We start from the raw sequence: 24,610 nt of genomic DNA on the forward strand, positions 1-24,610 counted from the left end.
GCCCTGACCCTGACCCTGGCCGCCCGGCTTGGGAGCCTGACCCGGCTTGGGCGCCTGACCCGGCTTCGGGGCCTGGCCGCCCGGCCGCGGCGCCTGGCTCGGCTTGGCGCCACCCGGCGCGGCGGGCGGCGCCTGGAAGTCCGGCTTCGCGGGCGCTGCGGGCTGCGCGGGCCCCGGCTTGGGGGCACCGGGCTTCGGGGCGCCGGGCCTGGGGGCCTCGGTACCGCCCGTCTCGCCCTGCGCGGGGCTCGGGGCAGGGGTCACCGGGGCCTCGGGACCCGGCTTGGGGGCACCGGGCTTCGGTGCGCCCGGCTTCGGCGCGCTCGCACCCGGCTTGGGTGCGGCGGGCTTGGCGGCTTCCTTCTTGGGCGCCGCCGGCTTCGCTGCGGACTTCTTGGCGCCACCGCCGGAGCCCGCGTCGAACGCGTCTGTCAGTTTGCGGACCACCGGCGCCTCGATCGTCGAGGACGCCGAACGGACGAATTCACCGAGTTCTTGGAGCTTGGCCATGACGACCTTGCTCTCCACTCCAAGTTCTTTGGCGAGTTCGTATACCCGGACCTTAGCCACTTTGCTCCTTACGGCCCGGGGATCGTCCGCCGGACCTTCGCTACTGATGCATGGGCGTACTCATCGCGTACTCATCGAGTGCTCATCGCAATCTCGACCTACTTCCCACTCGCGAGGTACCTCTCCCCGCACGGAGGTTCCGTACGGGCTGTGCTTACGGTCTTTCGGTGCTTGTCCGTGCTTTCCGCTCCACGTGCTCCCGCAGATCCGCGAGGTCGAACGGACCCGGACCCCGGAAGGCCCGGTTGAACGCCCGGCGCCGGACGGCCTGCTCGAGACAGGACGGAACGGAGTGCACATAGGCACCCCGACCGGGCAGCCTACCGCGAAGATCGGGGATCAGGCTGCCCCCGATAAGCACCACTCGCAGCAGAACATCCTTGTCGGTGCGCTCCCGGCAGCCCACGCAGGTCCGCTGAGGGCACACCCGACCACGCGTCCGGCCAGACACTGCTTAAGTCTACCTCCCCGAAGCCCCGAAACCCGTTGGGGGGTAAGGGCGCCGTTACTCATTCGCAGCCGGGCCGTGCACATCCGGCCGCAGACTGTCACCGCCACCGGGCCGAACCCGGTACCGGCTTCGACTCCGTCTCCGCTCCCGGACCGGATCTGTCACCGCTCCGGGTCCGGCTCCGCTCCGGGTCCGGCTGCGGCTCAGTCCTGCTCGGCGGGGCGGTCCTGGGACCGGCCGTCCCCGGCCGCTTCGGCGGTGTCCGGGCGGATGTCGATGCGCCAGCCCGTGAGCCGGGCGGCGAGCCGGGCGTTCTGCCCTTCCTTGCCGATGGCCAGTGACAGCTGGTAGTCGGGCACGGTGACCCGCGCCGACCGGGCCGCCAGGTCGAGGATCTCCACCTTGCTCACCCGGGCCGGGGACAGGGCGTTCGCGACCAGCTCGGCCGGGTCCTCGGACCAGTCCACGATGTCGATCTTCTCGCCGTGCAGCTCCGCCATGACGTTGCGCACGCGGCCGCCCATGGGTCCGATGCAGGCGCCCTTGGCGTTGAGTCCCGAGCGGGTGGACCGGACGGCGATCTTGGTGCGGTGGCCGGCCTCGCGGGCGATGGCCGAGATCTCCACCGAGCCGTCCGCGATCTCCGGGACCTCCAGTTCGAAGAGCTTCTTGACCAGGTTGGGGTGGGTACGCGAGAGGGTCACCGACGGCCCGCGCACACCCTTGGCGACGCGGACCACATAGGTGCGCAGCCGGGTGCCGTGCGCGTAGGTCTCGCCCGGTACCTGCTCCTGCGGCGGCAGGATGGCCTCCAGCTTGCCGATGTCCACCAGCACGCTCTTGGGGTCCTTGCCCTGCTGGACCACGCCCGCCACGACATCGCCCTCCCGGCCCGCGTACTCGCCGAAGGTGACCTCTTCCTCGGCGTCCCGCAGCCGCTGCAGGATGACCTGCTTGGCAGTTGTCGCAGCGATCCGACCGAAACCGGTGGGGGTGTCGTCGAACTCCCGCGGCTCGGCGCCCTCTTCGAGCTCCTCGGAGCTCTCCTTGGCCCACACGGTGACGTGGCCGGTCTTCCGGTTCAGCTCGACGCGCGCGTCCCGCCTGCTGCCCTCGGTGCGGTGGTAGGCGATGAGGAGGGCCGACTCGATCGCCTCGACCAGCAGGTCGAGGGAGATCTCCTTCTCCCTGACCAGCCCACGCAGGGCACTCATGTCGATGTCCACGGCTACGCCTCCTCCTCGTTCTCGTTCTCGGCGGCTTCGGCGTCGCCGGCCGCGGACAGGTGCCGCGGCTTGTCCGCGGCCTTGCGGTTGAACTCGATCTCGACCCGCGCCCTGGCGATCTCGTCGAAGGCGAGTCTGCGGGCCGTGGGCTTGCGCCCCTTGACCCCGGGCACCTCCAGGTCGACACCCTCGTCGTCGACTGCCGTGATGCGGGCCGTCAGCTCGCCGCCCCCGGCCGCCTCGGTCAGCTGCGCCTTGATGAGCCGCCCGACGGCGCGGCGATAGTGCCGCAGCTCGGTCAGCGGGCGGTCGGCCCCCGGCGAGGTGACCTCCAGCACGTACGGGGCGCCGCCCATCGCGTCGCTCTCGTCGAGCACTTCGGAGAAGGCGCGGCTCAGCTCCGCGCAGGTGTCCAGCTGGACCCCGTCGTCAGCGTCCACGACGACACGCAGCACGCGTCGTTTCCCGGCCGGGGTCACCTCGATCTCTTCGAGATCCAACCCCCTCTTGCTGACGAGCGGTTCCAGCAGTCCGCGCAGCCTCTCGCTCTGGGTGGTGCTCATCCGGGTGACTCCTCGGCCGCGTGTGCTGTTGTAGGGGGGCCTTGTGACAGGGGCGTGTCGCCGACCAAGCCTATCGTCTGTGGCGGGCTGCGCCGACCCGGTCGCGGAACGCGCGGCCGTATCGCCGCGCAGCCGCCGCCCGACGCCACCGAGCGCTGTCCGGCGTCCGGGTGCGGACCGGCCGCGCAGGGGTGGCCCGGGGCGGCCGGGGGAAGAAGCCCGGGTACCCTCGCGGGGCGTGACCAGCGCCCCACTGCGGTCACAAGTCCGGGCGAGGCCGCAGTCCGTCTGGCCGTTCGTTCGCCCACACCCAGGGAGTGCACATGTCGCTCACGCCGTCGCCGGCGGCGGCACGACCACGCCGCAGGTCGATACTGACCGGCGCGCTAGGCGCCACCTCGGCGGGTTTCGCCCTGCCGCTGGTCGCGGGCTGCTCGGACGAGGAGTCGACGGCGAGCGCGGACGGGGAGCGCGCGGGCGCGACGCGACGGCTGCGCGGGAGCGCCGCCCGCGACAGCGAGCACCTGCTGGCCCGCTACGACGGCACGGCGAAGGTGCACCCGGCGCTGGCCGCACGGCTGCGCCCCCTGCGCGACGAGGTCGCCCGCCATGTGCGGGTGCTGCGCGGCAGCGAGTCCAGCACCAGGGCGCCCTCGTCGAAGCCGCCGAGTCCGCGCGACCCGCGGTCGCCGTCCCGCGCACCCGGACCGACGCGCTCCGGACAGCCGGGCGGAGGCACCAGCCCCTCCGCACAGCCGCCCAGCCCGGACACCGAGTCCGTGCCCAGGACGCAGCAGGCGGCACTCGCAGCGCTGGCCAAGGCCGAGCGGCGACTGGCCGCCGCACGCATGAAGGCGCTGGGCGACGCACCTGCCGAGCTCGCCCGGCTGCTGGCGTCGGTGGCCGCCTGCGGCTCGGCGCACGGCTACCTCCTCGACGAGCACGGCAAGAAGGCGACCGGCGAGAACGGCACCGGCGACGGGAACGGGGCGGGCGGCGGCAGCCGGAGCAGCCAGGGGGCGGTGGACGGATGAAGGAACTGACCGCCCTCCAGGCCGCGTTGCGCGCCGAGCACGCCGCCGTCTACGGGTATGGAGTCGTCGGCGGACGGATCGACGAGGACCGCAAGAGCGAGGTGCGCGAGTGCTACGAAGCGCACCGGGCCCGCCGGGACGCACTGCGCCGCACCGTCCGCTCGCTCGGCGGCGAACCGGAACCGGCCGCCGCCGCCTACGCGCTGCCCTTCGCCGTACCCGACAGCGCGGCAGCCGTGCGGCTCGCGGCCCAACTGGAGGACCGCGTCGCCGGGGTGTACGCGGATCTGGTGCGGGCAAGCGAGGGCGCGCGACGGCGCACCGCCGCCGACGCGCTGCGTGAGGCCGCGGTCCGCTCGGTGCGCTGGAAGGGCAGCAGTGTGGCTTTCCCCGGCCTCACCGAACTGGGAGCCGGGGACTCACCGGCTGCCCCCTCCGGATCGCCGAACGGCTCCGACGCCCCCGGCAAGCTGTGACCCCCCGCCGTGCGCGTATGCCGCGCACGTTCTCCGAGAGTGCTGAAGAAAGGCCCGGGAGGAATGGCTTCCGTGCTGCCCCTCGAACCCCCGCAGCGGTTGGTGCGCGCCTTGGCGGCCCAGCAGGGCGCCGCCGCGGCCACCGCGGCACAGGACTGGCTGCGCGGGCTGCCCGCACTGCTGGAGCGGTGGCTGGAGCGGTGGGAGCTGGTGCCGGAGCGCGTGGTGACCCCGGGCGGGCGCAGCAGTGCGGTGGTACTGGTGCGGCAGGCGGACGGCACTCCGGCCGCGCTGAAGCTGCTCGCCCCTGACGGTGCCCCCGCGCCGGTGCGCGCCGCCCGCGAGAACGAGGTGCTGAGCGCGTGGCACGGGCTGGGTGCCGTACGGGTGCTGCGGGCAGCGCCGGAAGAGGGCGTACTGCTGCTGGAGCGGCTGCGCTGCGAGGTGTCGCTGCGGTCCCTCCCCGAGGCCAAGGCGACGCTGGAGGCGGTCTCGGTGGTACGGCGCCTGTGGGTGCCGCCGCCCGCCGGCCACGGCCTGGAGACGGTCGCCGGGCACACCGCCACCGAGACGGCACTGATGCGCTCCTCGGTGCCGCCGGACGCCGAACCACTGGTGGCCGCCGCACTGGAGGCCCGGGAGGCAATGCTGGCCGAGGCTCCCGAGGGCGACCCGGTGCTGCTGCACGGGGACTTCCGGCAGGGCGCCGTGCTGGCCGCCTCCGAGCCCGGCGAGCGGGCGCACTGGCTGACCGTCGGACCCGACCCCCTGGTGGGCGAGCCGGCCTACGACCTGGCGCGGCTGGTGCGGGACCGGCTGCACGACCTGATGGCGTCCACGGGCGCCGCTGCCGCCACCCGTCGCCGCGTCAACAAACTCGCCGACTCACTGGACGTCCCGCGCGAACGGGTGCGCCAGTGGACGCTCTACCGCGCGGTCGAGTCCGCGTGCCGGCAGTACGCGGGCGGCAACGCGGCGGACGCGCAGATGCTGCTGGAGTTCGCCGCCTGGCTGTGACGCCGGCTGCGACGCCGTAGGGCCCCGCCGGGGCGGGGCCCTGTCCTTCGCGGCTGCTTGCCGACTCTCGGCCGTCGATCAGGGCAGCTGCTCATCGGCGTCCTGGTGCAGCCCGCGCACCTGCGCAGGCGGAGCGCGGGGCGCGGGGCGCGGGTGCGCGGGTGCGCGGGTGCGCAGGCAGGCTCAGGTGACGCCGTCAGTCCTGGGTGAGCCGCGTGATCGCGTCGTCGATGGGCAGCTCCTCGCGCTCGCCCGTACGGCGGTCCTTCAACTCGACGCGGCCGTCCTTGATGCCGCGACCGGCGACCAGGATGGTCGGCACGCCGATCAGTTCGGCGTCGGTGAACTTCACACCCGGGGAGACGCTCGCACGGTCGTCCACCAACACCCGCACCCCGGCCGCGCCGAGCCGCTCGGCGATCTCCAGGGCCGCCTCGGTCTGCTGCGCCTTGCCCGCCGCGACCACGTGCACATCGGCCGGCGCCACCTCGCGGGGCCAGCACAGCCCCTGCTCGTCGGCGTGCTGCTCGGCGAGCGCCGCCACCGCGCGGGAGACACCGATGCCGTAGGAGCCCATGGTGACGCGGACCGGCTTGCCGTCCTGACCGAGCACATCCAGCTCGAACGCGTCGGCGTACTTGCGGCCCAGCTGGAAGATGTGACCGATCTCGATGGCGCGGTCCAGCTCGATACCGGCACCGCACCTCGGGCAGGGATCGCCCGGCTCGACCACGACGACATCGAGGTACTGGTCGACCTCGAAGTCCCGGCCGCAGACCACGTTGCGGGCGTGCTTGCCCTCCTCGTTGGCGCCGGTGATCCAGGAGGTACCGGGCGCCACCCGGGGGTCGGCCAGGTAGCGGAACGCCTTGCCGGCCATCCCGCCCTGCGGGCCCACATAACCGCGGACCAGGTCCGGGCGGCCCTCGAAGTCCTCGGCGGTGACCAGCTCGACCGTGGCGGGTGCCAGATGCTCGCCGAGCTTGCCCAGGTCCACCTCGCGGTCACCGGGCACACCCACAGCGGTGAGTTCGCCGTCCACCTTCACCAGCAGGTTCTTCAGCGTCGCCGAGGCGGGCACGCCCAGGTGCTCGGCCAGGGTCTCGATGGTCGGGGTGTCCGGGGTGTCCAGCTTCTCCACCGGGTCGTGCCCCTCGACGGAGGACGGCGACACGGCGACGGAGACGGCCTCGGTGTTCGCCGCGTAGCCGCACTGCGGGCACTGCACATAGGTGTCCTCGCCGGCAGCGGCGGGCGCCAGGAACTCCTCGGAGGCGGAGCCGCCCATGGCACCGGAGACGGCCGACACGATGCGGTAGTCCAGGCCCAGGCGCTCGAAGATGCGCTTGTAGGCGACGCGGTGCGCCGCGTAGGACTCGGCCAGGCTCTCGTCGGAGACGTCGAAGGAGTAGGAGTCCTTCATCGTGAACTCGCGGCCGCGCAGGATGCCGGAGCGCGGCCTGGCCTCGTCCCGGTACTTGGTCTGGATCTGGTAGAGCGTGACCGGCAGGTCCTTGTAGGAGGTGCACTGATCCTTGACGACCTGCGCGAAGATCTCCTCGTGCGTCGGGCCGAGGAGGTAGTCGCCGCCCTTGCGGTCCTTGAGACGGAACAGCAGGTCGCCGTACTCCTCGTAGCGGCCGGAGACCTCGTAGGGCTCCTTGGGCAGCAGCGCCGGGAGCAGCACCTCCTGGCCGCCGATGGCGTCCATCTCCTCGCGCACGATGCGGGTGACGTTCTCCAGCACCTGCTTGCCCAGCGGGAGCCACGTCCAGATCCCGGCGGCGGTACGACGCACGTACCCGGCGCGGACCAGCAGCTTGTGGCTGAGCGTCTCCGCGTCGGCCGGGTCGTCACGCAGCGTCTTCAGCATCGACCGGGACAAACGCTGGACACGGGCTGCCATGGGGACTCCTGCTCGGGGCTGTACTCGCGATGAGTGACGGAACACGTCGATCCGGAGCCTATCGGCCCGGACCGGTGGCACGGAAACGAGATCTCCTCCCCACGTCGGCCCCACGGGTCACCACGTCAGCCGGAAGTCATCCCCGCGCCAACGGCAACCACGCCCCCATCACCGCATAGGGCTGCGCTGCGCTGGGACCCCACCTCCCGGGGGCCGACCCCCGTACCCCCAGCCGACCCACCTCATCCCCGCGCCAACGGCAACCACGCTCCCATCACCGCATAGGGCTGCGCTGCGCTGGGGAACTGCACCCGGCGGGCCAGATCGTGGTAGCCCAGGCTGCGGTAGAGGGCGCGGGCGGGGCTGTCGAGGTCGAGGGCGGAGAGGAGCGAGCGGGGCTCGGAGGCGGAGTCGGTGAGGCGGGTGATCAGCTCGCGTCCGATGCCGCGGCGCTGGAAGGCGGGGTGCACATGCAGCTCGGTGATGACGAAGGCGTCGTCCAGCCAGCCCTCGCGGCCCTGCTGGCGCAGATAGGGCTCCACGACCGTCGACCACCACTGGGAACGGTCGTTCGGCATCCCGTAGACGAAGCCGACGAGCCGGCCCTCCTCGGTGGTGGCGCCCAGCGCGCGCGCACCGGGGGAGTTCATATGGCGCAGCACGATGTGCCTGCGTACGCCGATCTCCTCGTCGGTCAGCCCGAAGGCGACGGCCTGGACGGCGAGTGCCTCGTCGACGCGGGCTGCCAGGTCGAGCGGGCCGGTGACCACTCTCCGGGGATCCGGGAGCTGTCCCCCGGCTGTGTGCGGCATGGCGGGGAGGCTACTTCCTCGGCCGTGTCCGCGCGAAGAGGCGGCACAGCTCGGCGGTCCCCCGGCGACGGTCTCAGAACAGCACGCTCATGAAGGCGCCGACCTCGCGGAAGCCGACGCGGTGATAGGCGGCGCGCGCCGGTGCGTTGTAGTCGTTGACGTAGAGGCTCACCAGCGGGGCGACGTCGCGCAGGGCGTAGCCGATAACGGCGGCCATACCGGTCTCCGACAGCCCCTCACCGCGCCGCTCGGGGGCCACCCAGACGCCCTGGATCTGGCAGGCATAGGGCGTGACGGCGCCGATCTCCGCCTTGAAGACGACGCGGCCGTCCTCGATGCGGGCGAAGGAGCGTCCGGTACTGACCAGTTCGGCGACCCGCGCCTGGTAGACGAGCCCGCCGTCACCGGCCAGCGGGGAGATGCCGACCTCCTCGGTGAACATCGCCACGCAGGCGGGCAGCACCAGGTCCATCTCGCTCTTGGCGACCCGGCGCACCAGCGGGTCGGGCGCGACTTCGCCCGGTACCCGGTCGGTGACCAGCAGCGGCTGGTTGGGGCGCACCTCACGGGCCGGGCCCCAGTGCGGCTCCAGGCAGGACCACAGCTCCGCGGTCGGGCCGGCCGGGCCGACGATGGACGAGCAGCGGCGGCCCTGGCGGCGGGCCCGCTCGGCGAACGCGCGGACCGACTCGGGGCCCGCGCACAGCGGAACGAGGTTGGCTCCGCTGTAGCAGAGGGCTTCCAGCCGGCCGTCCTCGTACCAGCCCCACATCTCGCCGCCGAGGCGCCAGGGGTCGAGCCCGGAGCTTTGCACGCGGGCTGCGACGAACGCGTTGTTGACCGGCTCCCGGCGCAGAACGGCGAGCGCGTCCTGCAGCTCGGCCGGTTCGACGACCTTGAGGGAAGTGGTGGTCAACAACGGTCTCGGTGCCTCACCGTGCGGCCCGCGGGCGCCGTGCGGCCCATGGGCGTAAGGAACGATCTGTCTGGCACTGTACCTGGGCGTACGGCAGGCCGCCGCCGCGTGGCCGTGTCCGGCCGCGCGGCGGTGCCGCCGAGCGGGTGCCGCCGTGCGGTCGCCGCAGCGCGGTCACCGTCGCGCGGGTGCTGTGCGGGCGCGCTGTGGTGATCCGGCAGCCGGGTGTCAGCCCGCGGTCGTCACCACCGGCTCGCCGGAGGCGACCCCGTCCTTCTCCATCTGCTCGGCGATCTTCATGGCCTCGTCGATGAGCGTCTCGACGATCTTGGACTCGGGGACGGTCTTGATGACCTCGCCCTTGACGAAGATCTGGCCCTTGCCGTTGCCGGAGGCGACCCCCAGATCGGCCTCGCGGGCCTCCCCGGGACCGTTGACGACGCAGCCCATGACCGCGACGCGCAGCGGGACGTCCATGCCCTCCAGACCGGCGGTGACCTCGTCGGCGAGCTTGTAGACGTCCACCTGGGCGCGGCCGCAGGACGGGCAGGAGACGATCTCCAGGCCGCGCTGGCGCAGCCCGAGGGACTCCAGGATCTGGATGCCGACCTTGACCTCCTCGGCGGGCGGCGCCGAGAGGGAGACCCGGATCGTGTCGCCGATGCCCTCGCTGAGCAGGGCGCCGAAGGCGACGGCCGACTTGATGGTGCCCTGGAAGGCGGGGCCGGCCTCGGTGACGCCGAGGTGCAGCGGGTAGTCGCAGCGCTGGGCGAGCAGCCGGTAGGCGTTGACCATCACGACCGGGTCGTTGTGCTTGACCGAGATCTTGATGTCGCGGAAGCCGTGCTCCTCGAAGAGCGAGCACTCCCACAGCGCGGACTCGACCAGCGCCTCGGGGGTGGCCTTGCCGTACTTCTCCAGCAGGCGCTTGTCGAGCGAGCCCGCGTTGACGCCGATGCGGATGGGGGTGCCGGCGGCGGAGGCCGCGGTGGCGATCTCCTTGACCTTGTCGTCGAACTGCTTGATGTTGCCGGGGTTGACGCGGACGGCGGCACAGCCGGCGTCGATGGCCTGGAAGACGTACTTCGGCTGGAAGTGGATGTCGGCGATCACCGGGATCTGCGACTTCCGGGCGATCGTGGCGAGGGCGTCGGCGTCGTCCTGTGTGGGACATGCCACACGGACGATCTGGCAGCCGGACGCCGTCAGCTCGGCGATCTGCTGCAGCGTCGAGCCGATGTCCGCGGTGCGCGTCGTGGTCATGGACTGCACGGAAACGGGCGCGTCTCCCCCGACCGCGACCGTCCCCACCTGGATCTTCCGGCTGACCCTGCGGTCGGCGAGCTTGGCCGGAACGTCCGGCATTCCGAGCGAAATCGCTGTCATCAGCGTGCAACCCCAACGGTGTCGTTCAAGTCCCGGGTTCGGCGGGCTCCAGGCCCCCGAGATTACGGCACCGCCCTCGCAGGGAGCACATCGTTCACCGAGAAATGCCGCAAATGGTGACGCCCGTGCAGGAATCGCACGGGCGTCACAGCCTGGAACAGCCGTCCGGCTACCCGGTGAGTCTGACCGGATTCACCACGTCGGCCACCAGCACCAAAAGGGTGAAGCACAGGAAGATCCCGGCCACCACGTAGGCGACGGGCATCAGCTTGGCGACGTCGAAGGGGCCCGGGTCCGGCCGGCGGAAGACCTTGGCCAGATTCCGCCGCAGCGACTCCCACAGGGCACCGGCGATGTGTCCGCCGTCCAGCGGCAGCAGCGGCAGCATGTTGAACAGGAACAGGCTCAGGTTGAAGCCCGCGACCAGGAAGAGCATCGTCGCCACCCGCTGGCTCGGCGGGATGTCCAGCGAGAAGACCTCACCGCCCACCCTGGCGGCGCCCACCACGCCCATCGGCGAGTCCTGTTTGCGCTCGGCACCGTCGAAGGCCGCGTTCCACAGGTCGGGCACCTTGCCCGGCAGGGCGATCAGCGCCTCGACACCGTTGGCCATCATGTCGCCCATCCGGTCCACGGCCTGCGGGAAGGACTGCTGGACGATGCCGCTGGCCGGGGTGAAACCGAGGAAGCCGGCGGTGACGTACTCGTCGGGGACGTAGGAGCCGTTGCCGTCGGACTTGGCGACCTTGTTCTTGATCAGGTCGGCGTGCAGCGTGCGCTTCTCGCCGTCCCGCTCGACGGTGAGGGTGGCGGGACCCGTGGTGTCGCGGATGCGCTGCTGGAGGGCGCCCCAGTCCTCGACGCGCCGCCCGTCGAAGGAGACGATCTTGTCACCCGGCTTGAGGCCCGCGGCCTTGGCCGGGGAGTCCTTGGCGTCCTCGGGACACTTGTCGGTCTGCGCCGAGGCGGGGATCACACACTCCGAGACCGTGGAGACGGTGGTCGTCTGGGTGTTGATGCCGAAGGTCATCAGCACCGTCAGGAAGATGACCACGGCCAGCACCAGGTTCATGAACGGCCCGGCGAACATCACGATGACGCGCTTCCACGGCTTGCGCGTGTAGAGCATCCGGTGCTCGTCGCCGGGCTGCAGTTCCTCGTAGGCGGCGGCACGTGCGTCCTCGATCATGCCGCGGAACGGCGAGGAGGAGCGCTGCCGGACGGCGCCGTCGTCGCCGGGCGGGAACATGCCGATCATGCGGATGTAGCCGCCGAGCGGCACGGCCTTGATGCCGTACTCCGTCTCGCCCCTGCGCTTGGACCACAGCGTGGGTCCGAAACCCACCATGAACTGCGGCACCCGGACCCCGAACAGCTTGGCCGTCGAGAAGTGTCCCAGCTCGTGCCAGGCGATGGAGAAGAGCAGGCCGACGACGAAGACGACTATGCCGAGGATGGTCATGAACGCCGTCATGCGCGGGCCTCCGCTGTTGCTGTGGCGGACCGTACCGCCAGTTCACGGGCGCGGGCGCGCGCCCAGGTCTCTGCGGCCAGGACATCGGGAAGGGTCAGCCCGGTTCCGTCCGGTGTGCCGTGCTCTTCGACCACAGCCGCCACCGTATCCACGATGCCTGTGAACGGCAGCCTCCCGGCCAGAAACGCCTCGACGCACTCCTCGTTCGCCGCGTTGAAGACGGCGGGCGCCGTGCCGCCCAGCGCGCCCACCCGGCAGGCCAGCGGCACGGACGGGAACGCCTCCTCGTCCAGCGGGAAGAAGTCCCAGGACATCGCCTCGGTCCAGGAGAAGACGGGTCCGGCGTCCGGCACCCGCTCCGGCCAGCCGAGCCCGAGCGCGATCGGCAGCCGCATGTCCGGGGGGCCGCACTGGGCGAGTGTGGAGCCGTCCGTGAACTCCACCATCGAGTGGACGGCGGACTGCGGATGGACCACCACCTGGATGTCCTCGAACGGAATGTCGTAGAGCAGATGCGCCTCGATGACCTCCAGCCCCTTGTTGACCAGGGTGGCCGAGTTGATGGTGATCACCGGCCCCATGTCCCAGGTGGGGTGGGCCATCGCTTCCTGCGGCGTCACATCGGCGAGCTCGGCCCTGCTCCGCCCCCGGAACGGGCCGCCCGAGGCGGTGACGAGCAGCTTGCGCACCTCGGCGCGGGTGCCACCCATGAGGGCCTGGAAGAGCGCCGAGTGTTCCGAGTCGACGGGCACGATCTGGCCCGGCCCGGCCACCGCCTTGACCAGCGGGCCACCGACGATGAGGGACTCCTTGTTGGCCAGCGCCAGTACCCGGCCCGCCTCCAGGGCGGCCAAGGTCGGAGCCAGACCGATGGAGCCGGTGATGCCGTTGAGCACCGTGTGGCACGGGGAGGCGGCCAGTTCCGTGGCGGCGTCCGGACCGGCCAGCAGCTCGGGCAGCGGTTCGGCCGTGCCGTAGGCCGCGCGCAGCGCCGCGCGCAGGGCGGGCACCGTCTCCTCGCGGGCCACGGCCACCGTGCGCACCCCCAGCCGGTGCGCCTGCTCGGCCAGCAGCTCGACCCGGCCGCCCGAGGCGGCCAGCGCGGTGACCCGGAAACGGCCGGGGTTCTTCAGTACGACGTCGACGGCCTGCGTGCCGATCGAACCCGTCGAGCCGAGGATCACGATGTCGCGCGGTGCGCCCGTCTGCGACACTGCCGCCGTGCCACTGCCGTTGCCGGAGTGCTCCGAAGGCTCAGTGCCGGGGTAGCGCAGATGCGGGTCAGCGAGGGAGTCGGTCATGCCCCCATTGTGTCCGCTCCCGACAGCCGCCCGGACAGCGCACCGGGTGCGAGGCCGGGTGCACGCGGCTCCCCCGCGCCCCGCCCCCGCTCACGCCGTCTCGCGCGCGAGCGGAGGGCGTGGCCCGGAGCTCCGTCGGCGGGCGGTCACGGGATGCGGCGGTGCACATTCTCCTTCTTGGCCGGTCCCGGCGTGGCGTCGGCGATCCACGGCCCCTCGGTGGACGCGTCGATGACGCCCTCCTCCAGCCAGGTGTAGGAGCCGTCCAGGACCTGGCGGACGACCTTGCGGTCCAGGTCGTCGGTGTTGCTCCACAGCCGCCCGAACAGTTCTTCGACTCGGATACGGGACTGCCGGCAGAACGTGTCCGCCAGTTGGTGGGCGGCCTGCCCGTCGGCGCCGTCGCGGCACAGCTTCTCGGCGCGTACACAGGCCGCGCTCATCGCGAACAGTTCGGCGCCGATGTCCACGATGCGGCCGAGGAAGCCCTGCTTGGTCTCCATCCGGCCCTGCCACCGGGACATGGCGTAGAAGGTGGAGCGGGCCAGTTTGCGTGCCGTGCGTTCGACGTAGCGCAGATGCCCGGCCAGGGTGCCGAACTCCCCGTACGTACGCGGCAGCTGGCCAGGCCCCGCGACCAGCTTGGGCAGCCACCTGGCGTAGAAGGTGCCTGCGGCCAAGGCCGCCTTGCGCTTGTCGGCGAGGGGTTTGTCCGGGTCGATGAGGTCGCCGGCGACGGACAGATGCGCGTCCACGGCCTCCCGGGCGATCAGCAGATGCATGATCTCGGTCGAGCCCTCGAAGATGCGGTTGATCCGCAGGTCGCGCAGCAACTGCTCGGCGGGAACGCCGCGTTCGCCGCGTGCCGCCAGGGACTCGGCGGTCTCGAAGCCCCTGCCGCCGCGAATCTGCACCAGCTCGTCGGCGATCTTCCACGCCATCTCGCTGCCGTAGAGCTTGGCGAGCGCGGCCTCGATACGGATGTCGTTGCGTTGCTCGTCGGCCATCTGGGAGGACAGGTCGACCACCGCCTCCAGGGCGAACGTCGTCGCCGCGATGAAGGAGATCTTGCTGCCGACGGCCTCGTGCTCGGCGACCGGCCTGCCCCACTGGACGCGCGCCTGCGACCACTCACGGGCGATCTTCAGACACCATTTCCCGGCGCCCACACAGGTGGCGGGCAGCGACAGCCGACCGGTGTTGAGGGTGGTCAGCGCGATCTTCAGACCCGCGCCCTCGGGTCCGATCCGGTTGGCGGCCGGGACCCGGACCCGGTGGAAGCGGGTCACGCCGTTCTCGATGCCGCGCAGCCCCATGAAGGCGTTGCGGTTCTCCACGGTGATGCCCGGGCAGTCGGCCTCGACGACGAAGGCGGTGATACCGCCCTTGTGCCCCTCGGCCCGGCGCGGATCGTCGGCGGCGGGCTCGGGGACGCGGGCCATGACGACCAGGAGGTCGGCGACGACCCCGTTGGTGGTCCACAGCTTCACCCCGTCGAGCACGTACTCTTCCCCGTCGCCCTCGGGGACGGCGGTGGTCGCCAGCCGGGCCGGGTCGGAGCCGACGTCGGGCTCGGTCAGCAGGAACGCGGAGATGTCGGTACGGGCGCAGCGGGGCAGGAAGGCGTCCTTCTGCTCCTGGCTGCCGAACAGCTTCACCGGCTGCGGCACACCGATGGACTGGTGCGCGGACAACAGCGCCCCGACGGCCGGGCTGGCGGAGCTGACCAGGGCGAGCGCCTTGTTGTAGTAGACCTGGGTGAGCCCGAGGCCGCCGTACTCGGTGCCGACCTTCATACCGAGCGCGCCGAGCTCCTTGAGGCCGCTGAGCACCTCGTCGGGGATACGGGACTCGCGTTCGATCAGCGCGCCGTCGATCTTGGCGTCGGCGAACTCGCGCAGCCTGGCCAGGAAGTCCTCACCGCGCGCGACGTCGTCGGCCGCCGGTTCCGGGTGCGGGTGGATGAGGTCGAGACGGAAGCGGCCGAGGAAGAGCTCTTTGGCGAAGCTCGGCTTGCGCCAGTCCTTCTCTCGGGCTGCCTCGGCGACTTCGCGTGCTTCACGCTCGGAGACGGTCATCTCGCTCACCTCGAAACGGTGTGGAGGCGGATACGCGGTGCGGGACTGACGGTGGCTGCTGACGACTGGTCGCTGTCTGCTGTTGGTGTCGGCCGGCTGGTGTTCATGTCGGCTGTCTGCCGTTCGTACCCGTTTCAGTGCTGCCCGCGTCGGGGAGCCACCGGCGACTACCGACGGGTGCTACTCGGTCGTATGTACCCGATTCATCCCCGGCGTACCAGACGCCGCGCACGAAAGCGCCCCACCTACCGCGCCCGCTCCTCCCCCGAGCCGTCCGCATGGCCGCCGCCCGGGGTCACCAGTCCGGTCTCGTAGGCGAGCACGACGGCCTGCGCGCGGCTGCCGATGTCCAGCTTGGCCATCGTGCGGTTGAGGTGCGTCTTGACGGTCGACTCGCTGATGACGAGTGTCTCGGCGATCTCCGCGTTGGACAGCCCGCCCGCCACCAGGCGGAGCACGTCCAGTTCGCGGCCGGTGAGCGCGTCGAGCGTCTCGGGCGGTGGGCCGACGGGGTCGGTCCGCGGGGCGTACGCCTCGATGAGGCGGCGGGTGACGCTCGGTGAGAACAGCGTGTCGCCCTCCGCGACGGCCGCGATGGCCGCCAGCAGCCGCTGTGGCCCGGTGTCCTTGAGCAGGAAGCCGCACGCCCCGGCGCGCAGCGCGGCGTAGACGTACTCGTCCAGGTCGAAGGTGGTCAGCACCAGGATGCGGGGCAGCGGCTCGGGGGCGGCCTCCAGGATGCGCTCGGTGGCGGTGATACCGCTGGTGCCCGGCATCCGGATGTCCATCAGGATGACGTCGGGCCGCTGCTCGGCTGCGAGTTGGACGGCCTCGTCACCGTCGGACGCCTCCCCGACCACCTCCATGTCGGGCGCGGCGCGCAGCAGAGCGGCGACACCCGCCCTGATGAGCACCTGGTCATCGACGACGAGCACCCTGGTCGTCACCGTGTGTGTCCCCTCTGTGCCGTCAGGCGGGAAGGATCAGCCGCACCTCGAATCCGCCGCTCGCCCGAGGCCCGGCGTGCAGCCGGCCCCCGTAGATCCTGGCGCGCTCCCGCATCCCAATCAAGCCGTGCCCGCCCGGAGGCGGCGCACCGGTGCCCGGCGGAGCGGGAACCCTGCGACCCGCACCGCCCGCGCCGTCCGTGCGGCCTCTCCTGCCGCCGCTGCCGGTACGGCCGCCGTCGCCGCCCGTACGACCGCGATCGGCGCCTGTGCGGCCCTCCTGGGCGCCCCTACGGCCCTCTTCGGCGCTCCTGCGGCCGTCGTCGGTGACCGTCACGGTCAACTGGCGGGGCTCGTAGGCGACGGTGACGGCCGCCTGGGCCGGATAGGCGTGCTTGAGCACATTGGTGAGCGCCTCCTGGACGACGCGGTAGGCGCACTGGCCCGCGCCGGGCGCGAGGGGGCGGGGCTCTCCGGTGACGGTGAAGCGGACGGGGACGCCGGCGCCGCGCACCCGTTCGGCGAGTTCCGGCAGCTGGTCGAGGCCTGGCGCCGGTCCGAACTCCGTCTGGTCGTCGGTGCCCTGGACGAGTCGCGGACCGCCGTCCCCCGGCCGGTCGCCGCCCTCCACGCGCAACACGGCCAGCAGACGGCGGAGTTCGCCCAGAGCCTCGGTGGAGGTGTCGGCTATGGTGCCGAGCGCTCCGCGCGCGGTCTGCGGGTCGGTGTCGAACACGTAGCCGGCCAGGCCCGCCTGTACGGATATCACCGACATGTGGTGCGCCACCACGTCGTGCAGCTCGCGGGCGATGCGGACCCGTTCCTCGGCCACGGCGCGCCGCTCGGCCCCCGCCCGCTCACGGCGCAGCTGGCCGGTCAGCCGGGCCAGCTCGACGTTGCGCTGCGCGGACTTGCGCGCCAGATAGCCGAAGCCGCAGATGACGCTGGTGTAGAGCACGCTCTGGCCGAGCACGGTGGCCCAGGAGCTCTCCACACCTGTGGTCCCCGCGAAGTTCCACACTGCTGCGAGCAGCAGCGCGCACAGCGCCGCCTCGCGCAGTGGGCGCATGGACGCGACGGTGTAGAGCGCGAGAAGGGGGCCGAGGGTGTTGACGACGGGCCAGTAGTCGAGCGCTACGTACACCGTCCAAAGGGCCAGGACCGTCAGGCACAGCGTGAACGGGATCCGGCGGCGGGCCACGAGCGGCAGGTTCACCGCACAGGTCAGCGCCACCCCTGTGGCGTCGAGACCCGTCCAGCCCGTCGGGACCCGGTCGTGGCCCAGCAGCAGGCTGACGGCCGTGATGGCGAGCGCGATGGCGCTGTCGTACGCCCAGGCCGGCACGCGCTCAGCCCTGTGGCGCAGTCGGGTCCGGGCCGTCGTGCTCCGCATCGTCGCAGCGTAGCGATCCCCCGGCGGCGCCCTCATCCACCGGACGCGCTGTGTGGGACACCGGCTGCCTACCGCGGTGGTACGACATGGGCAGTCGGCTACCGCAGAAGGACAGGTTCCACTTACCGCCGTGCGATGACGACCTGCGGACGCCTGCGGCGTACCTTGGGAAACCAGGAAGAGCGCCACGCCCCGGGGGACGGGGGTGGGTCACGGTCGGGGGAGCCGTGGCCGCGAAGCAGCCTCAGGGCGTGGCGCTGTTCGACGCCGCCGAGTGACCGCTGAGCATCAGCACCACGGTGACGACCAACAGCAGCAGTGCGACAACCGCGACGACGACGGTCAGGGTGCGGCCGATCCGTCGCCGCTGCCACTCCTCGCGTAGGCGCATGGACCCACCTCCCCTGCGGGCTACCGCCCCGCGCGCGGACTTCCGACCTCGCGAGTCGCACACGAGTACCTCGGAATCACGTTCCCAGGCACTGTAACCGGGCTCAAGGAACGACGCGGAAATGGGTCGTCAGCCTGCCCTCGTCATGGATGTGGAAAGCGATCATCGGCGGCAGCTCGTAGTCGACGGGCCCGCCTTCCTCACCCTCCCAGGGCATCTTCAGGGTGGAGACCACACCGGGCGCCGCCACCAGCGGCAGCCCCGCGAAGGAGGTCACGGCCGGGGTGTGACTGTGCCCGCACAGCAGCCCTGCCACATGGCCGTGCCTGCCGACCACCTCTGCCAGCCGCTCCTCGCCGAACTGCCGGATCGGGTCGACGTACTGGCCGTGCAGCGGAACGGGCGGATGGTGGAAGCAGACGAAGGCCGGCTTGTCCGCCGGCGCCCCGGCCAGCGCCTGGTCGAGCCAGGTGAGGGTGGCGTCGTCGAGATAGCCGTGCCCCTTGCCCGGCACGCTGGAGTCGCACATCAAGAACGTCGCGCCCAGCAGTTGGTGCACCTGGTTGACCGGTGAGACGTCGGCCGCGTCTCCGTTCAGCAGTACGGAGCGGTAGGGGCCGCGCGCGTCGTGATTGCCCGGGCAGATCAGCGGGAGCACCCCGTGGTCGGCGAAGAGCTTCGCCGCCAGGGTGTATTCGGCCTCCTCACCGTGATCGGCGATGTCCCCGGTGAGCAGGACGGCGTCGAGTTGGCCGGGCAGGCCGGCGAGACAGGCGAGCACGCGCTCGGCGCGCTCGCGGGCACGGGCGCCACCGTCGCCCCGGTCCTGTCCGAGGTGGATATCGCTGAACTGCGCGAAGGCGAACATCAAATGGTCCTCGCTGAGTCGATTGTCCCTGGTCACTGGTGTACCGCTCGGTCCTGCTCTGCTGGCCCCTCATGCCGACTTCCAGGCCGGCTAGGGATCACTCGTCCGCATCCGTGTGTGCTGCCCACCGACCTGTCCCCTGTCAGCTCTTCCAGTGGACGGCGAAAGCGCGGGCCGGGTTGTCCACGAAGAGCTGCCGCGCCACCGCCTCGCCCAGCTCTCGGGCGACCCGCGGCCGCAGTACGCGCGTGATGTACGGCGCCCCCGTCTCCGCGCGGGCCGTCGCGGTGACCGTGTCGCCGCCCAGCAGCAGGCGGTCGCCGTAGCCCTGCTCCAGCAGCCGGCTCAGACTGTCGAACAGGCGCCAGTCCGTGGCGTGATGAGTGCGCGAGGGACCGTCGAAGACCAGCCACGCACCGGACCGTGCGGCCTCGCACTGCATCCGCGCATCCGGGCACCGCCCCAGATGCCCCAGCAGCACGCTGGAGGGCGGCACCTCCCACTGCTCGCACAAGAGCTCCACTGCGTCCGCCGCCCCGGTGCCCAGTTCGAGGTGTACCGCGATCGGCGCACCGGTCGCGTGGTGCGCCTCGGCTGCGGCAGCCATCGTCCGCCGCGCGTACGGGCCGAGCCCGTGGAAGTCTCCCGCGACCTTGATCAGTCCGGCACGCGGTGGTTCGCCGCAGACACCACCGCGCACACCGCGCGTCAGCTCCTCCACGAACAACTCCGCCGGATCGGACGGCAGCTCCTCGGTGTAGTGCTGAGCCTGGTGCAGCCCTGTGGCGGCGACGAGCCGTACTCCGGTGCGCCTGGCGAGCTCCACCAGCGCGCCGGAGCGCCGCCCCATCCCGTAGGGCGTCCACTGCACAAGGCTGCTCCCCCCGTGTCCGGCGAACGCGCGCAACTGCTGCTCGGCGGCTTCGGCGTCGGACAGCTCCTGACCGGGCAACCGGGGGCTGCGCAGGAACAGGTGGTCGTGGGCGTCGCAGACGCCCAGCTCCGAGCCGGGCAGGTCGCCTTCGACGGTACGGACAGCAGCGCCCCGGGTCGCCGGGGCAGCCGGTGAGGGCGTGGATATGCGAGTGCCCCGAGTGCCCTGATGAGAGGCCCCTGTCGCTGCGCCCCCGTCACGCGTCACGCGGAAGAGCCCGGTTTGGCGGCGTGGGCGTCCAGGAGCCGCAGCAGGCCGTCCACCGCTTCGTGGAACGGCCCCGGATCCCCGGCCGAGCGGGCGAGCACATAGCCGCCCTGGACGACGGCGACGACGGTGGCGGCCGTACCGGCCGGGTCGAAGGCCGCTCCGAACTCGCCACCGCTCTTCCCCTCTTCGAGCACCTCCGCCAGACGGGACCGCAGCCAGTCGAAGGTCTCCTGCAGCGGGGCGCGGAGCCCGGGGTCCACGACCACGTCCGGGTCCTGGGCGAGCCCGCCGATCCGGCAGCCGCGCAGCACCGAGCACTCCCGGCTCAGATAGGCGCGTACGCGCTGCCGGACGCTCCCCTCGCGGGAGAGATCCGCGTCGGCCGCCGCGCGCATCTCCTCCGCGCTCTTGCGCACCGCGGCGCGCGCCAGGTCGGGCTTTCCGCCGAAGTGGTGGTACATGCTGCCCTGACCGGCGCCCGCCCGCTGCTGGATGGCGCGGGGGCTCGTCCCCACGTAACCGCGCTCCCACAGGAGCTCCTGGGTGGCCTCGATCAGTCTCCCGGCCGTGTCGGTCCCACTCATGAGCACACTGTACATACTAGTAGGTACGGAGTTCCAGGAGTGGACAGTCCGGTCCGGCCACCGGAACACCACTGCCGGGCGCCCCGACAGCAGTGCTGTGCGAGACACCCGGCAGCAGTGCGCCCGGGGGAAGGAGCGGGCTGGGGAAGGGCTGGAGAGGGGGAGGCCGGGGCTGCGGACAGCCGGCCGGCCTCCCCCGGGCTCAGAGCGCGAGGCCGGTGAGCACCATGACGCGCTCGTAGGTGTAGTCCTCCATCGCGAACCGCACACCCTCGCGGCCCACACCGGAGTCCTTGACGCCGCCGTACGGCATCTGGTCGGCACGGTAGGACGGTACGTCGCCGACGACGACACCGCCGACCTCCAGCGCACGGTGCGCACGGAAGGCGGCCTGCACATCGTGGGTGAACAGCCCGGCCTGCAGGCCGTACTTGGAGTCGTTGACGGCCGCGAACGCCTCCTGCTCGCCGTTCACCTTCACGAACGACATGACCGGGCCGAAGACCTCCTCGCAGCCGATCTGGGTGTCGGCGGGCACGTTCTCCAGCACCGTCGGCTCCACCGTCGCACCGTCCCGCTTGCCGCCCGTGAGCACCTTGGCCCCGGCGGAGACGGCCTCGCCGATCCAGGACTCGACCCGGCGCGCGGCGTCCTCGCTCACCAGTGGACCGACGTCGGTGGACTCGTCCGAGGGGTCACCGGTGTTGAGCGCCTCGACAGCCGCCACCACCTTGGGCACCAGGCGGTCGTAGACCGAGGCGTCCGCGACGACCCGCTGCACCGAGATGCAGGACTGGCCCGCCTGGTAGTTGGAGAAGGTGGCGATCCGCTGCGCGGCCCAGTCCAGATCCGCCTCGGAGGAGTAGTCGCCCAGCACGACAGCCGCGCCGTTGCCGCCCAGCTCCAGGGTGACGCGCTTGCGCGGCGCGGAGTCCAGGATGGACCAGCCGACCGGCGCCGATCCCGTGAAGGAGATGATCGGCAGCCGCTCGTCCTGCACCAGGCCCGGCATCTGGTCGTTCGGCACCGGCAGCACCGACCAGGAGCCCGCCGGCAGCTCCGTCTCCGCCAGCAGCTCGCCCAGGATCAGCCCGGACAGCGGGGTGGCGGGCGCGGGCTTGAGAATGATCGGCGTACCGACCGCGAGCGCCGGGGCGACCTTGTGGGCACACAGGTTGAGGGGGAAGTTGAACGGCGCGATGCCCAGGACCGGGCCGTAGGGGAAGCGGCGGGTGAAGGCGAGCCTGCCCGTACCGCCCGCGTCCGAGTCGAGGCGCTGGGCCTCGCCCCCGTTGAAGCGGCGGGCCTCCTCCGCCGCCCAGCGGAAGACGGAGATGCAGCGGCCGACCTCACCGCGCGCCCACTTCATGGGCTTGCCGTTCTCCGCCGAGATCAGCTGCGCGATCTCGTCCGTGCGCTCCACGAGGCGGCGTGTGATGTGGTCGAGCGCCGCCGCGCGGACGTGCGCCGGGGTGGCGGAGAACTCGTCGGCGACCGCAGCGGCAGCGGCCACGGCCTCCTCCACCTGCTCGGGCGTGGGGATGCTGACGGTGCCGACGTTCCTGCCGTCCCAGGGCGAGGTGACATCGAGCGTGCTGTCGCCGGTGGCCTTGCGGCCGGCGAGCCAGAATGCGTGAGGAGAAGTCGCTGTCGTCACTGCGGATCGCCTTCCGGATGCGGGAGAGTGGCTCGGTTCGAGCTCCACGGTAGGGCGTCGGAGCCCGCCCGCTTCTTCGCCGGGATGGAGCAGTTGCGCGGCGCGGTGCTACGGATTGTCGCGGTGCGGCTTGTCCCCGTACGGCCGGAGACATGTGGGATGCCTGCGCCGAGGCTGCCGCACAGGGGCCCCGGAGCGTACCGGCGTCCGTCACCGCGTCTCGGTGCTGCGGCTACCGCTGCCCTGCGGCAGCCCCAGCGCCAGCTTCTGGCCTCAGCCGGTTGCCTTCAGCGCCAGCCAGAGCTCCATGCGCACGTCCGGATCGTCGAGAGAGCGGCCCAGGATCTCCTCCACCCGGCGCATGCGATAGCGCAGCGTGTGACGGTGCACTCCGAGTTCGGCTGCAGCGGCGTCCCACTGGCCGTGCCGCGACAGCCAGGCGCGCAGCGAGACCACCAGATCGCCCCTGCCGTTGGCGTCGTGCTCGCGCAGCGCGCGCAGCAACCCGTCGGCGAAGGCGCGGACGGCGTCGTCGGCCAGCAGCGGCAGCACCGACCCGGCGGCGACGTCCTCGTGCTCCACGAGGGCCACACCACGCCGTCTGGCGACGGACAGCGCCTGGTCGGCCTGTTTGAAGGCGACAGCGGCGGCGGACAGCCCCACAGGTGCGGAGACACCGATCGCCAGCCCCTCGTCACCGCCCCCGCCGGGACGCCCCCCGGGTTGCGCGGCGGACGCCGTCGCGGCGAACTCCGCGCACGCGGCCGCCGCGGCGCCGCCGTCCGAGGCCAGCACCACCAGGCGGGCGCCGTCGGGCACCACGAGCACCGCCTCCCCGTTGCGTGCGGCAGCCGTCTCGACCGCATCGGCCAGCTCCTCCAGCGGCCAGACGATACGGCTCAGCCGCCCCGAGTCGGACGCCTCGGCCTGCGGACCGCCGCCGCCCGCGCCGACCACGACACCGGAGGCCACCGAGGTCCCGGTCGGGGCGGAGGGGGAGGACACCGCCGGGGCAGCCGCACCGTCCCGGCCGACGGCGGCCGACGCCTGCACGGCGGATCTGACCCCGCCGGCCTGGCCGGTACCGGCTCCCGCGCCGGTTCCGGCTTTCGGGTCCGTTCCCGCTTTCGTGGCGGACGGCTTGGCGGACGGCCTCCCGGGTGGCTTCCCGGTCGGCTTGGGGACGGCGGACCGCGCCGTATCGGCCGTGGTGGAAGCGGTCGCCGACGTGCCGGTCGCGGCGGCCAGGTCGGACAGCCCGCACGGCTCCCCCGCCCGCGCCAGATAACCGCTGGGCATCTGCGACGACGGACGCGCCGCGGACGCTGTGGGCACCGACGGCGCCGCGGCGGACCCCGTCATCTGCGACGTGTGTGCCGCCGCGATGGACTCCTGCGCGAAACGCGCCGCCGCGGCCGACGCCGGCTCGGCGACGATCACCCGCATCGGAGCGTCCAGCAGTCCGCCGTAGAGCTGCCCCGCCACAGCCCGCGCGTGCTCGCCCTCGCCGACGAGCAGCATCTTGAGCACGGCCGCCCCCAGCCGCTGCTCGGCCTCCTGCAGCGCACGCGAACGCTCCATGGTGAGGGTCAGCAAGGCTATGGCCGAGTTCACGGCGTACCGCTCCGCCGTGCCGAGCGGCGCCGCCGTACCGACGGCCAGCACCGCCTTGGCGCGTCTGCCGCTGCCGATCGACTGGAGCTCGACGCGATCGTCCCCGCTGTCCGCCTCGCTGACCACCGCGCTGGCCGGCGTGGGCCGGTCCCGCAGCCGCTCGGCGTCCCCGACGAATCGGGCCGCCCGGCGCACCGCCCACGCCGGAGCCGTGGCGACGACCGACCCGGAGGCGTCGTAGAGCGCGGCCCAGCCGTCGACCTGCGAGGCCAGCCTGGCCAACAGCGCCGAGGGCCCCTCCCGGGAGAGCGCGGCGCGCGTCATCTCGCGCTGCGCGTCGAACCCTGCGGTCACCGCGCGGTACTGCTCGGCTGCGATGTCCGCCGAGACCGCCTTGCTGATCGCGATGAAGGGGGTGCGTCTGGGCACCTCCAGCAGCGGAAGGTGCGCGCCCCGGCAGGCGTCGACGAGAGCCTTCGGCACCCCCTCGTAGTTGACGCCCGCAGCGAAGCCGAGCCCCACCACGCCCTTGCTGACCAGCTTCTCCACGTAGGCGTGCATCGTCTCGAGGTCGGCCGCGTCCAGCTTGAGCCCCGTGAAGAGGATCAGCTCCCCGCCGTCCATGTACGGCGTCGGGTCGGCGAGCTCACTCGCGTGCGCCCACCGCACGGCGGAATCCAGCCGATCGTGCCCCGCGAGCACGGAGAGGCGGAGCGCGGAGTTCTGGACGAGCGTGGCAAGAGTCGGTGGCATAACGCACTTCACCGTACAGCCGTCGGCCCGTATTCGGTCCCTTACATAT

22 protein-coding genes are annotated in these 24,610 nt (G+C 72.0%); 3 read left to right on the forward strand and 19 right to left on the reverse strand.

Features of this window, described 5'->3' with window-relative positions; translation table 11 throughout:
• The 4 genes from KBY19_RS27760 to rimP all read right to left on the reverse strand — a co-directional run.
• The coding region (locus KBY19_RS27760; RefSeq protein ID WP_210966945.1) for a translation initiation factor IF-2 N-terminal domain-containing protein at positions 1 to 570 on the reverse strand (570 nt) is incomplete at its 3' end.
• Between the two features lie 154 nt (positions 571 to 724).
• Entirely contained in the window at positions 725 to 1,021 is a 297-nt protein-coding gene (locus KBY19_RS27765) for a YlxR family protein (RefSeq protein ID WP_099884686.1), read from the reverse strand.
• A 203-nt stretch (positions 1,022 to 1,224) separates the two neighbouring features.
• The gene (nusA, locus tag KBY19_RS27770) at positions 1,225 to 2,247 is read right to left on the reverse strand and encodes a transcription termination factor NusA (RefSeq protein ID WP_099884684.1); all 1,023 of its coding nucleotides are present in this window, start codon (positions 2,245 to 2,247) and stop codon (positions 1,225 to 1,227) included.
• A 2-nt stretch (positions 2,248 to 2,249) separates the two neighbouring features.
• Positions 2,250 to 2,810 (reverse strand): ribosome maturation factor RimP, encoded by a 561-nt coding sequence (rimP, locus tag KBY19_RS27775; RefSeq protein WP_099884682.1) that lies wholly within the window; start codon positions 2,808 to 2,810, stop codon positions 2,250 to 2,252.
• Between the two features lie 323 nt (positions 2,811 to 3,133).
• Between rimP and KBY19_RS27780 the strand changes: the two genes are divergently transcribed.
• The 3 genes from KBY19_RS27780 (at position 3,134) to KBY19_RS27790 (ending at position 5,337) form a co-directional block, all read left to right on the forward strand.
• On the forward strand, positions 3,134 to 3,844 hold the full coding sequence (locus tag KBY19_RS27780) for a hypothetical protein (protein WP_247691488.1): 711 nt from the start codon (positions 3,134 to 3,136) through the stop codon (positions 3,842 to 3,844).
• Complete coding sequence (locus KBY19_RS27785; RefSeq protein WP_099884680.1) at positions 3,841 to 4,320, forward strand: ferritin-like domain-containing protein; 480 nt, start codon at positions 3,841 to 3,843, stop codon at positions 4,318 to 4,320. Before KBY19_RS27780 ends, KBY19_RS27785 begins: the two co-directional genes overlap by 4 nt.
• 63 nt (positions 4,321 to 4,383) lie before the next feature.
• Positions 4,384 to 5,337, forward strand: coding sequence for an aminoglycoside phosphotransferase family protein (locus KBY19_RS27790; RefSeq protein ID WP_099884678.1), 954 nt, complete (start codon positions 4,384 to 4,386; stop codon positions 5,335 to 5,337).
• 196 nt (positions 5,338 to 5,533) lie between these two features.
• On the opposite strand, the gene KBY19_RS27795 is transcribed toward KBY19_RS27790, so the two are convergent.
• From KBY19_RS27795 to KBY19_RS27865, 15 genes are all read right to left on the reverse strand, one after another.
• Positions 5,534 to 7,243 carry a proline--tRNA ligase gene (locus KBY19_RS27795; RefSeq protein WP_099884676.1) on the reverse strand — a complete coding sequence of 570 codons (1,710 nt, stop codon included), beginning with the start codon at positions 7,241 to 7,243 and terminating at the stop codon, positions 5,534 to 5,536.
• Positions 7,244 to 7,485: 242 nt separating this feature from the next.
• Positions 7,486 to 8,055, reverse strand: a complete 570-nt coding sequence (locus tag KBY19_RS27800) for a GNAT family N-acetyltransferase (protein ID WP_099884674.1) — start codon at positions 8,053 to 8,055, stop codon at positions 7,486 to 7,488.
• Positions 8,056 to 8,128: 73 nt separating this feature from the next.
• Positions 8,129 to 8,974 (reverse strand): GNAT family N-acetyltransferase, encoded by an 846-nt coding sequence (locus tag KBY19_RS27805; RefSeq protein WP_210966946.1) that lies wholly within the window; start codon positions 8,972 to 8,974, stop codon positions 8,129 to 8,131.
• Between the two features lie 225 nt (positions 8,975 to 9,199).
• Positions 9,200 to 10,357: a flavodoxin-dependent (E)-4-hydroxy-3-methylbut-2-enyl-diphosphate synthase gene (ispG, locus tag KBY19_RS27810; RefSeq protein ID WP_099884670.1), complete on the reverse strand. Its 1,158-nt coding sequence runs from the start codon at positions 10,355 to 10,357 to the stop codon at positions 9,200 to 9,202.
• A gap of 169 nt (positions 10,358 to 10,526) precedes the next feature.
• The gene (locus KBY19_RS27815) at positions 10,527 to 11,831 is read right to left on the reverse strand and encodes an RIP metalloprotease (protein ID WP_099884668.1); all 1,305 of its coding nucleotides are present in this window, start codon (positions 11,829 to 11,831) and stop codon (positions 10,527 to 10,529) included.
• Complete coding sequence (gene dxr / locus KBY19_RS27820) at positions 11,828 to 13,132, reverse strand: 1-deoxy-D-xylulose-5-phosphate reductoisomerase (protein WP_099884666.1); 1,305 nt, start codon at positions 13,130 to 13,132, stop codon at positions 11,828 to 11,830. The genes KBY19_RS27815 and dxr overlap by 4 nt, the downstream gene beginning before the upstream one ends.
• Before the next feature lie 146 nt (positions 13,133 to 13,278).
• On the reverse strand, positions 13,279 to 15,210 hold the full coding sequence (locus tag KBY19_RS27825; protein ID WP_210966953.1) for an acyl-CoA dehydrogenase family protein: 1,932 nt from the start codon (positions 15,208 to 15,210) through the stop codon (positions 13,279 to 13,281).
• A gap of 245 nt (positions 15,211 to 15,455) precedes the next feature.
• Positions 15,456 to 16,157, reverse strand: coding sequence for a response regulator transcription factor (locus KBY19_RS27830; protein ID WP_099884662.1), 702 nt, complete (start codon positions 16,155 to 16,157; stop codon positions 15,456 to 15,458).
• 22 nt (positions 16,158 to 16,179) lie between these two features.
• Entirely contained in the window at positions 16,180 to 17,550 is a 1,371-nt protein-coding gene (locus KBY19_RS27835; protein ID WP_247691489.1) for a sensor histidine kinase, read from the reverse strand.
• A gap of 244 nt (positions 17,551 to 17,794) precedes the next feature.
• Complete coding sequence (locus KBY19_RS27840; protein ID WP_180289773.1) at positions 17,795 to 17,941, reverse strand: hypothetical protein; 147 nt, start codon at positions 17,939 to 17,941, stop codon at positions 17,795 to 17,797.
• Between the two features lie 103 nt (positions 17,942 to 18,044).
• Positions 18,045 to 18,845, reverse strand: coding sequence for a phosphodiesterase (locus tag KBY19_RS27845; protein ID WP_307842749.1), 801 nt, complete (start codon positions 18,843 to 18,845; stop codon positions 18,045 to 18,047).
• Positions 18,846 to 18,951: 106 nt separating this feature from the next.
• A complete protein-coding gene (locus KBY19_RS27850) occupies positions 18,952 to 19,890 on the reverse strand; it encodes a phosphotriesterase (RefSeq protein ID WP_210966954.1) in 939 nt (312 codons plus the stop codon).
• A gap of 56 nt (positions 19,891 to 19,946) precedes the next feature.
• On the reverse strand, positions 19,947 to 20,537 hold the full coding sequence (locus KBY19_RS27855) for a TetR/AcrR family transcriptional regulator (protein ID WP_247691490.1): 591 nt from the start codon (positions 20,535 to 20,537) through the stop codon (positions 19,947 to 19,949).
• A 202-nt stretch (positions 20,538 to 20,739) separates the two neighbouring features.
• Positions 20,740 to 22,194 (reverse strand): aldehyde dehydrogenase family protein, encoded by a 1,455-nt coding sequence (locus KBY19_RS27860; RefSeq protein WP_099884656.1) that lies wholly within the window; start codon positions 22,192 to 22,194, stop codon positions 20,740 to 20,742.
• A 273-nt stretch (positions 22,195 to 22,467) separates the two neighbouring features.
• Complete coding sequence (locus KBY19_RS27865) at positions 22,468 to 24,561, reverse strand: PucR family transcriptional regulator (RefSeq protein ID WP_210966949.1); 2,094 nt, start codon at positions 24,559 to 24,561, stop codon at positions 22,468 to 22,470.
• Positions 24,562 to 24,610: the final 49 nt, after the last annotated feature.

Source organism: Streptomyces sp. B15 (assembly GCF_018070605.1).
In the GTDB taxonomy this organism is placed as follows: domain Bacteria; phylum Actinomycetota; class Actinomycetes; order Streptomycetales; family Streptomycetaceae; genus Streptomyces; species Streptomyces smyrnaeus.

Excerpts from the sequence above, each read along its gene's own strand:
- rimP (WP_099884682.1), bottom strand. The coding sequence starts at position 2,810 with ATGAGCACCACCCAGAGCGAGAGGCTGCGCGGACTGCTGGAACCGCTC.
- KBY19_RS27780 (WP_247691488.1), top strand. The coding sequence starts at position 3,134 with ATGTCGCTCACGCCGTCGCCGGCGGCGGCACGACCACGCCGCAGGTCG.
- KBY19_RS27785 (WP_099884680.1), top strand. The coding sequence starts at position 3,841 with ATGAAGGAACTGACCGCCCTCCAGGCCGCGTTGCGCGCCGAGCACGCC.
- KBY19_RS27790 (WP_099884678.1), top strand. The coding sequence starts at position 4,384 with ATGGCTTCCGTGCTGCCCCTCGAACCCCCGCAGCGGTTGGTGCGCGCC.
- KBY19_RS27795 (WP_099884676.1), bottom strand. The coding sequence starts at position 7,243 with ATGGCAGCCCGTGTCCAGCGTTTGTCCCGGTCGATGCTGAAGACGCTG.
- KBY19_RS27800 (WP_099884674.1), bottom strand. The coding sequence starts at position 8,055 with ATGCCGCACACAGCCGGGGGACAGCTCCCGGATCCCCGGAGAGTGGTC.
- ispG (WP_099884670.1), bottom strand. The coding sequence starts at position 10,357 with ATGACAGCGATTTCGCTCGGAATGCCGGACGTTCCGGCCAAGCTCGCC.
- KBY19_RS27815 (WP_099884668.1), bottom strand. The coding sequence starts at position 11,831 with ATGACGGCGTTCATGACCATCCTCGGCATAGTCGTCTTCGTCGTCGGC.
- dxr (WP_099884666.1), bottom strand. The coding sequence starts at position 13,132 with ATGACCGACTCCCTCGCTGACCCGCATCTGCGCTACCCCGGCACTGAG.
- KBY19_RS27825 (WP_210966953.1), bottom strand. The coding sequence starts at position 15,210 with ATGACCGTCTCCGAGCGTGAAGCACGCGAAGTCGCCGAGGCAGCCCGA.
- KBY19_RS27835 (WP_247691489.1), bottom strand. The coding sequence starts at position 17,550 with ATGCGGAGCACGACGGCCCGGACCCGACTGCGCCACAGGGCTGAGCGC.
- KBY19_RS27840 (WP_180289773.1), bottom strand. The coding sequence starts at position 17,941 with ATGCGCCTACGCGAGGAGTGGCAGCGGCGACGGATCGGCCGCACCCTG.
- KBY19_RS27855 (WP_247691490.1), bottom strand. The coding sequence starts at position 20,537 with ATGAGTGGGACCGACACGGCCGGGAGACTGATCGAGGCCACCCAGGAG.
- KBY19_RS27865 (WP_210966949.1), bottom strand. The coding sequence starts at position 24,561 with ATGCCACCGACTCTTGCCACGCTCGTCCAGAACTCCGCGCTCCGCCTC.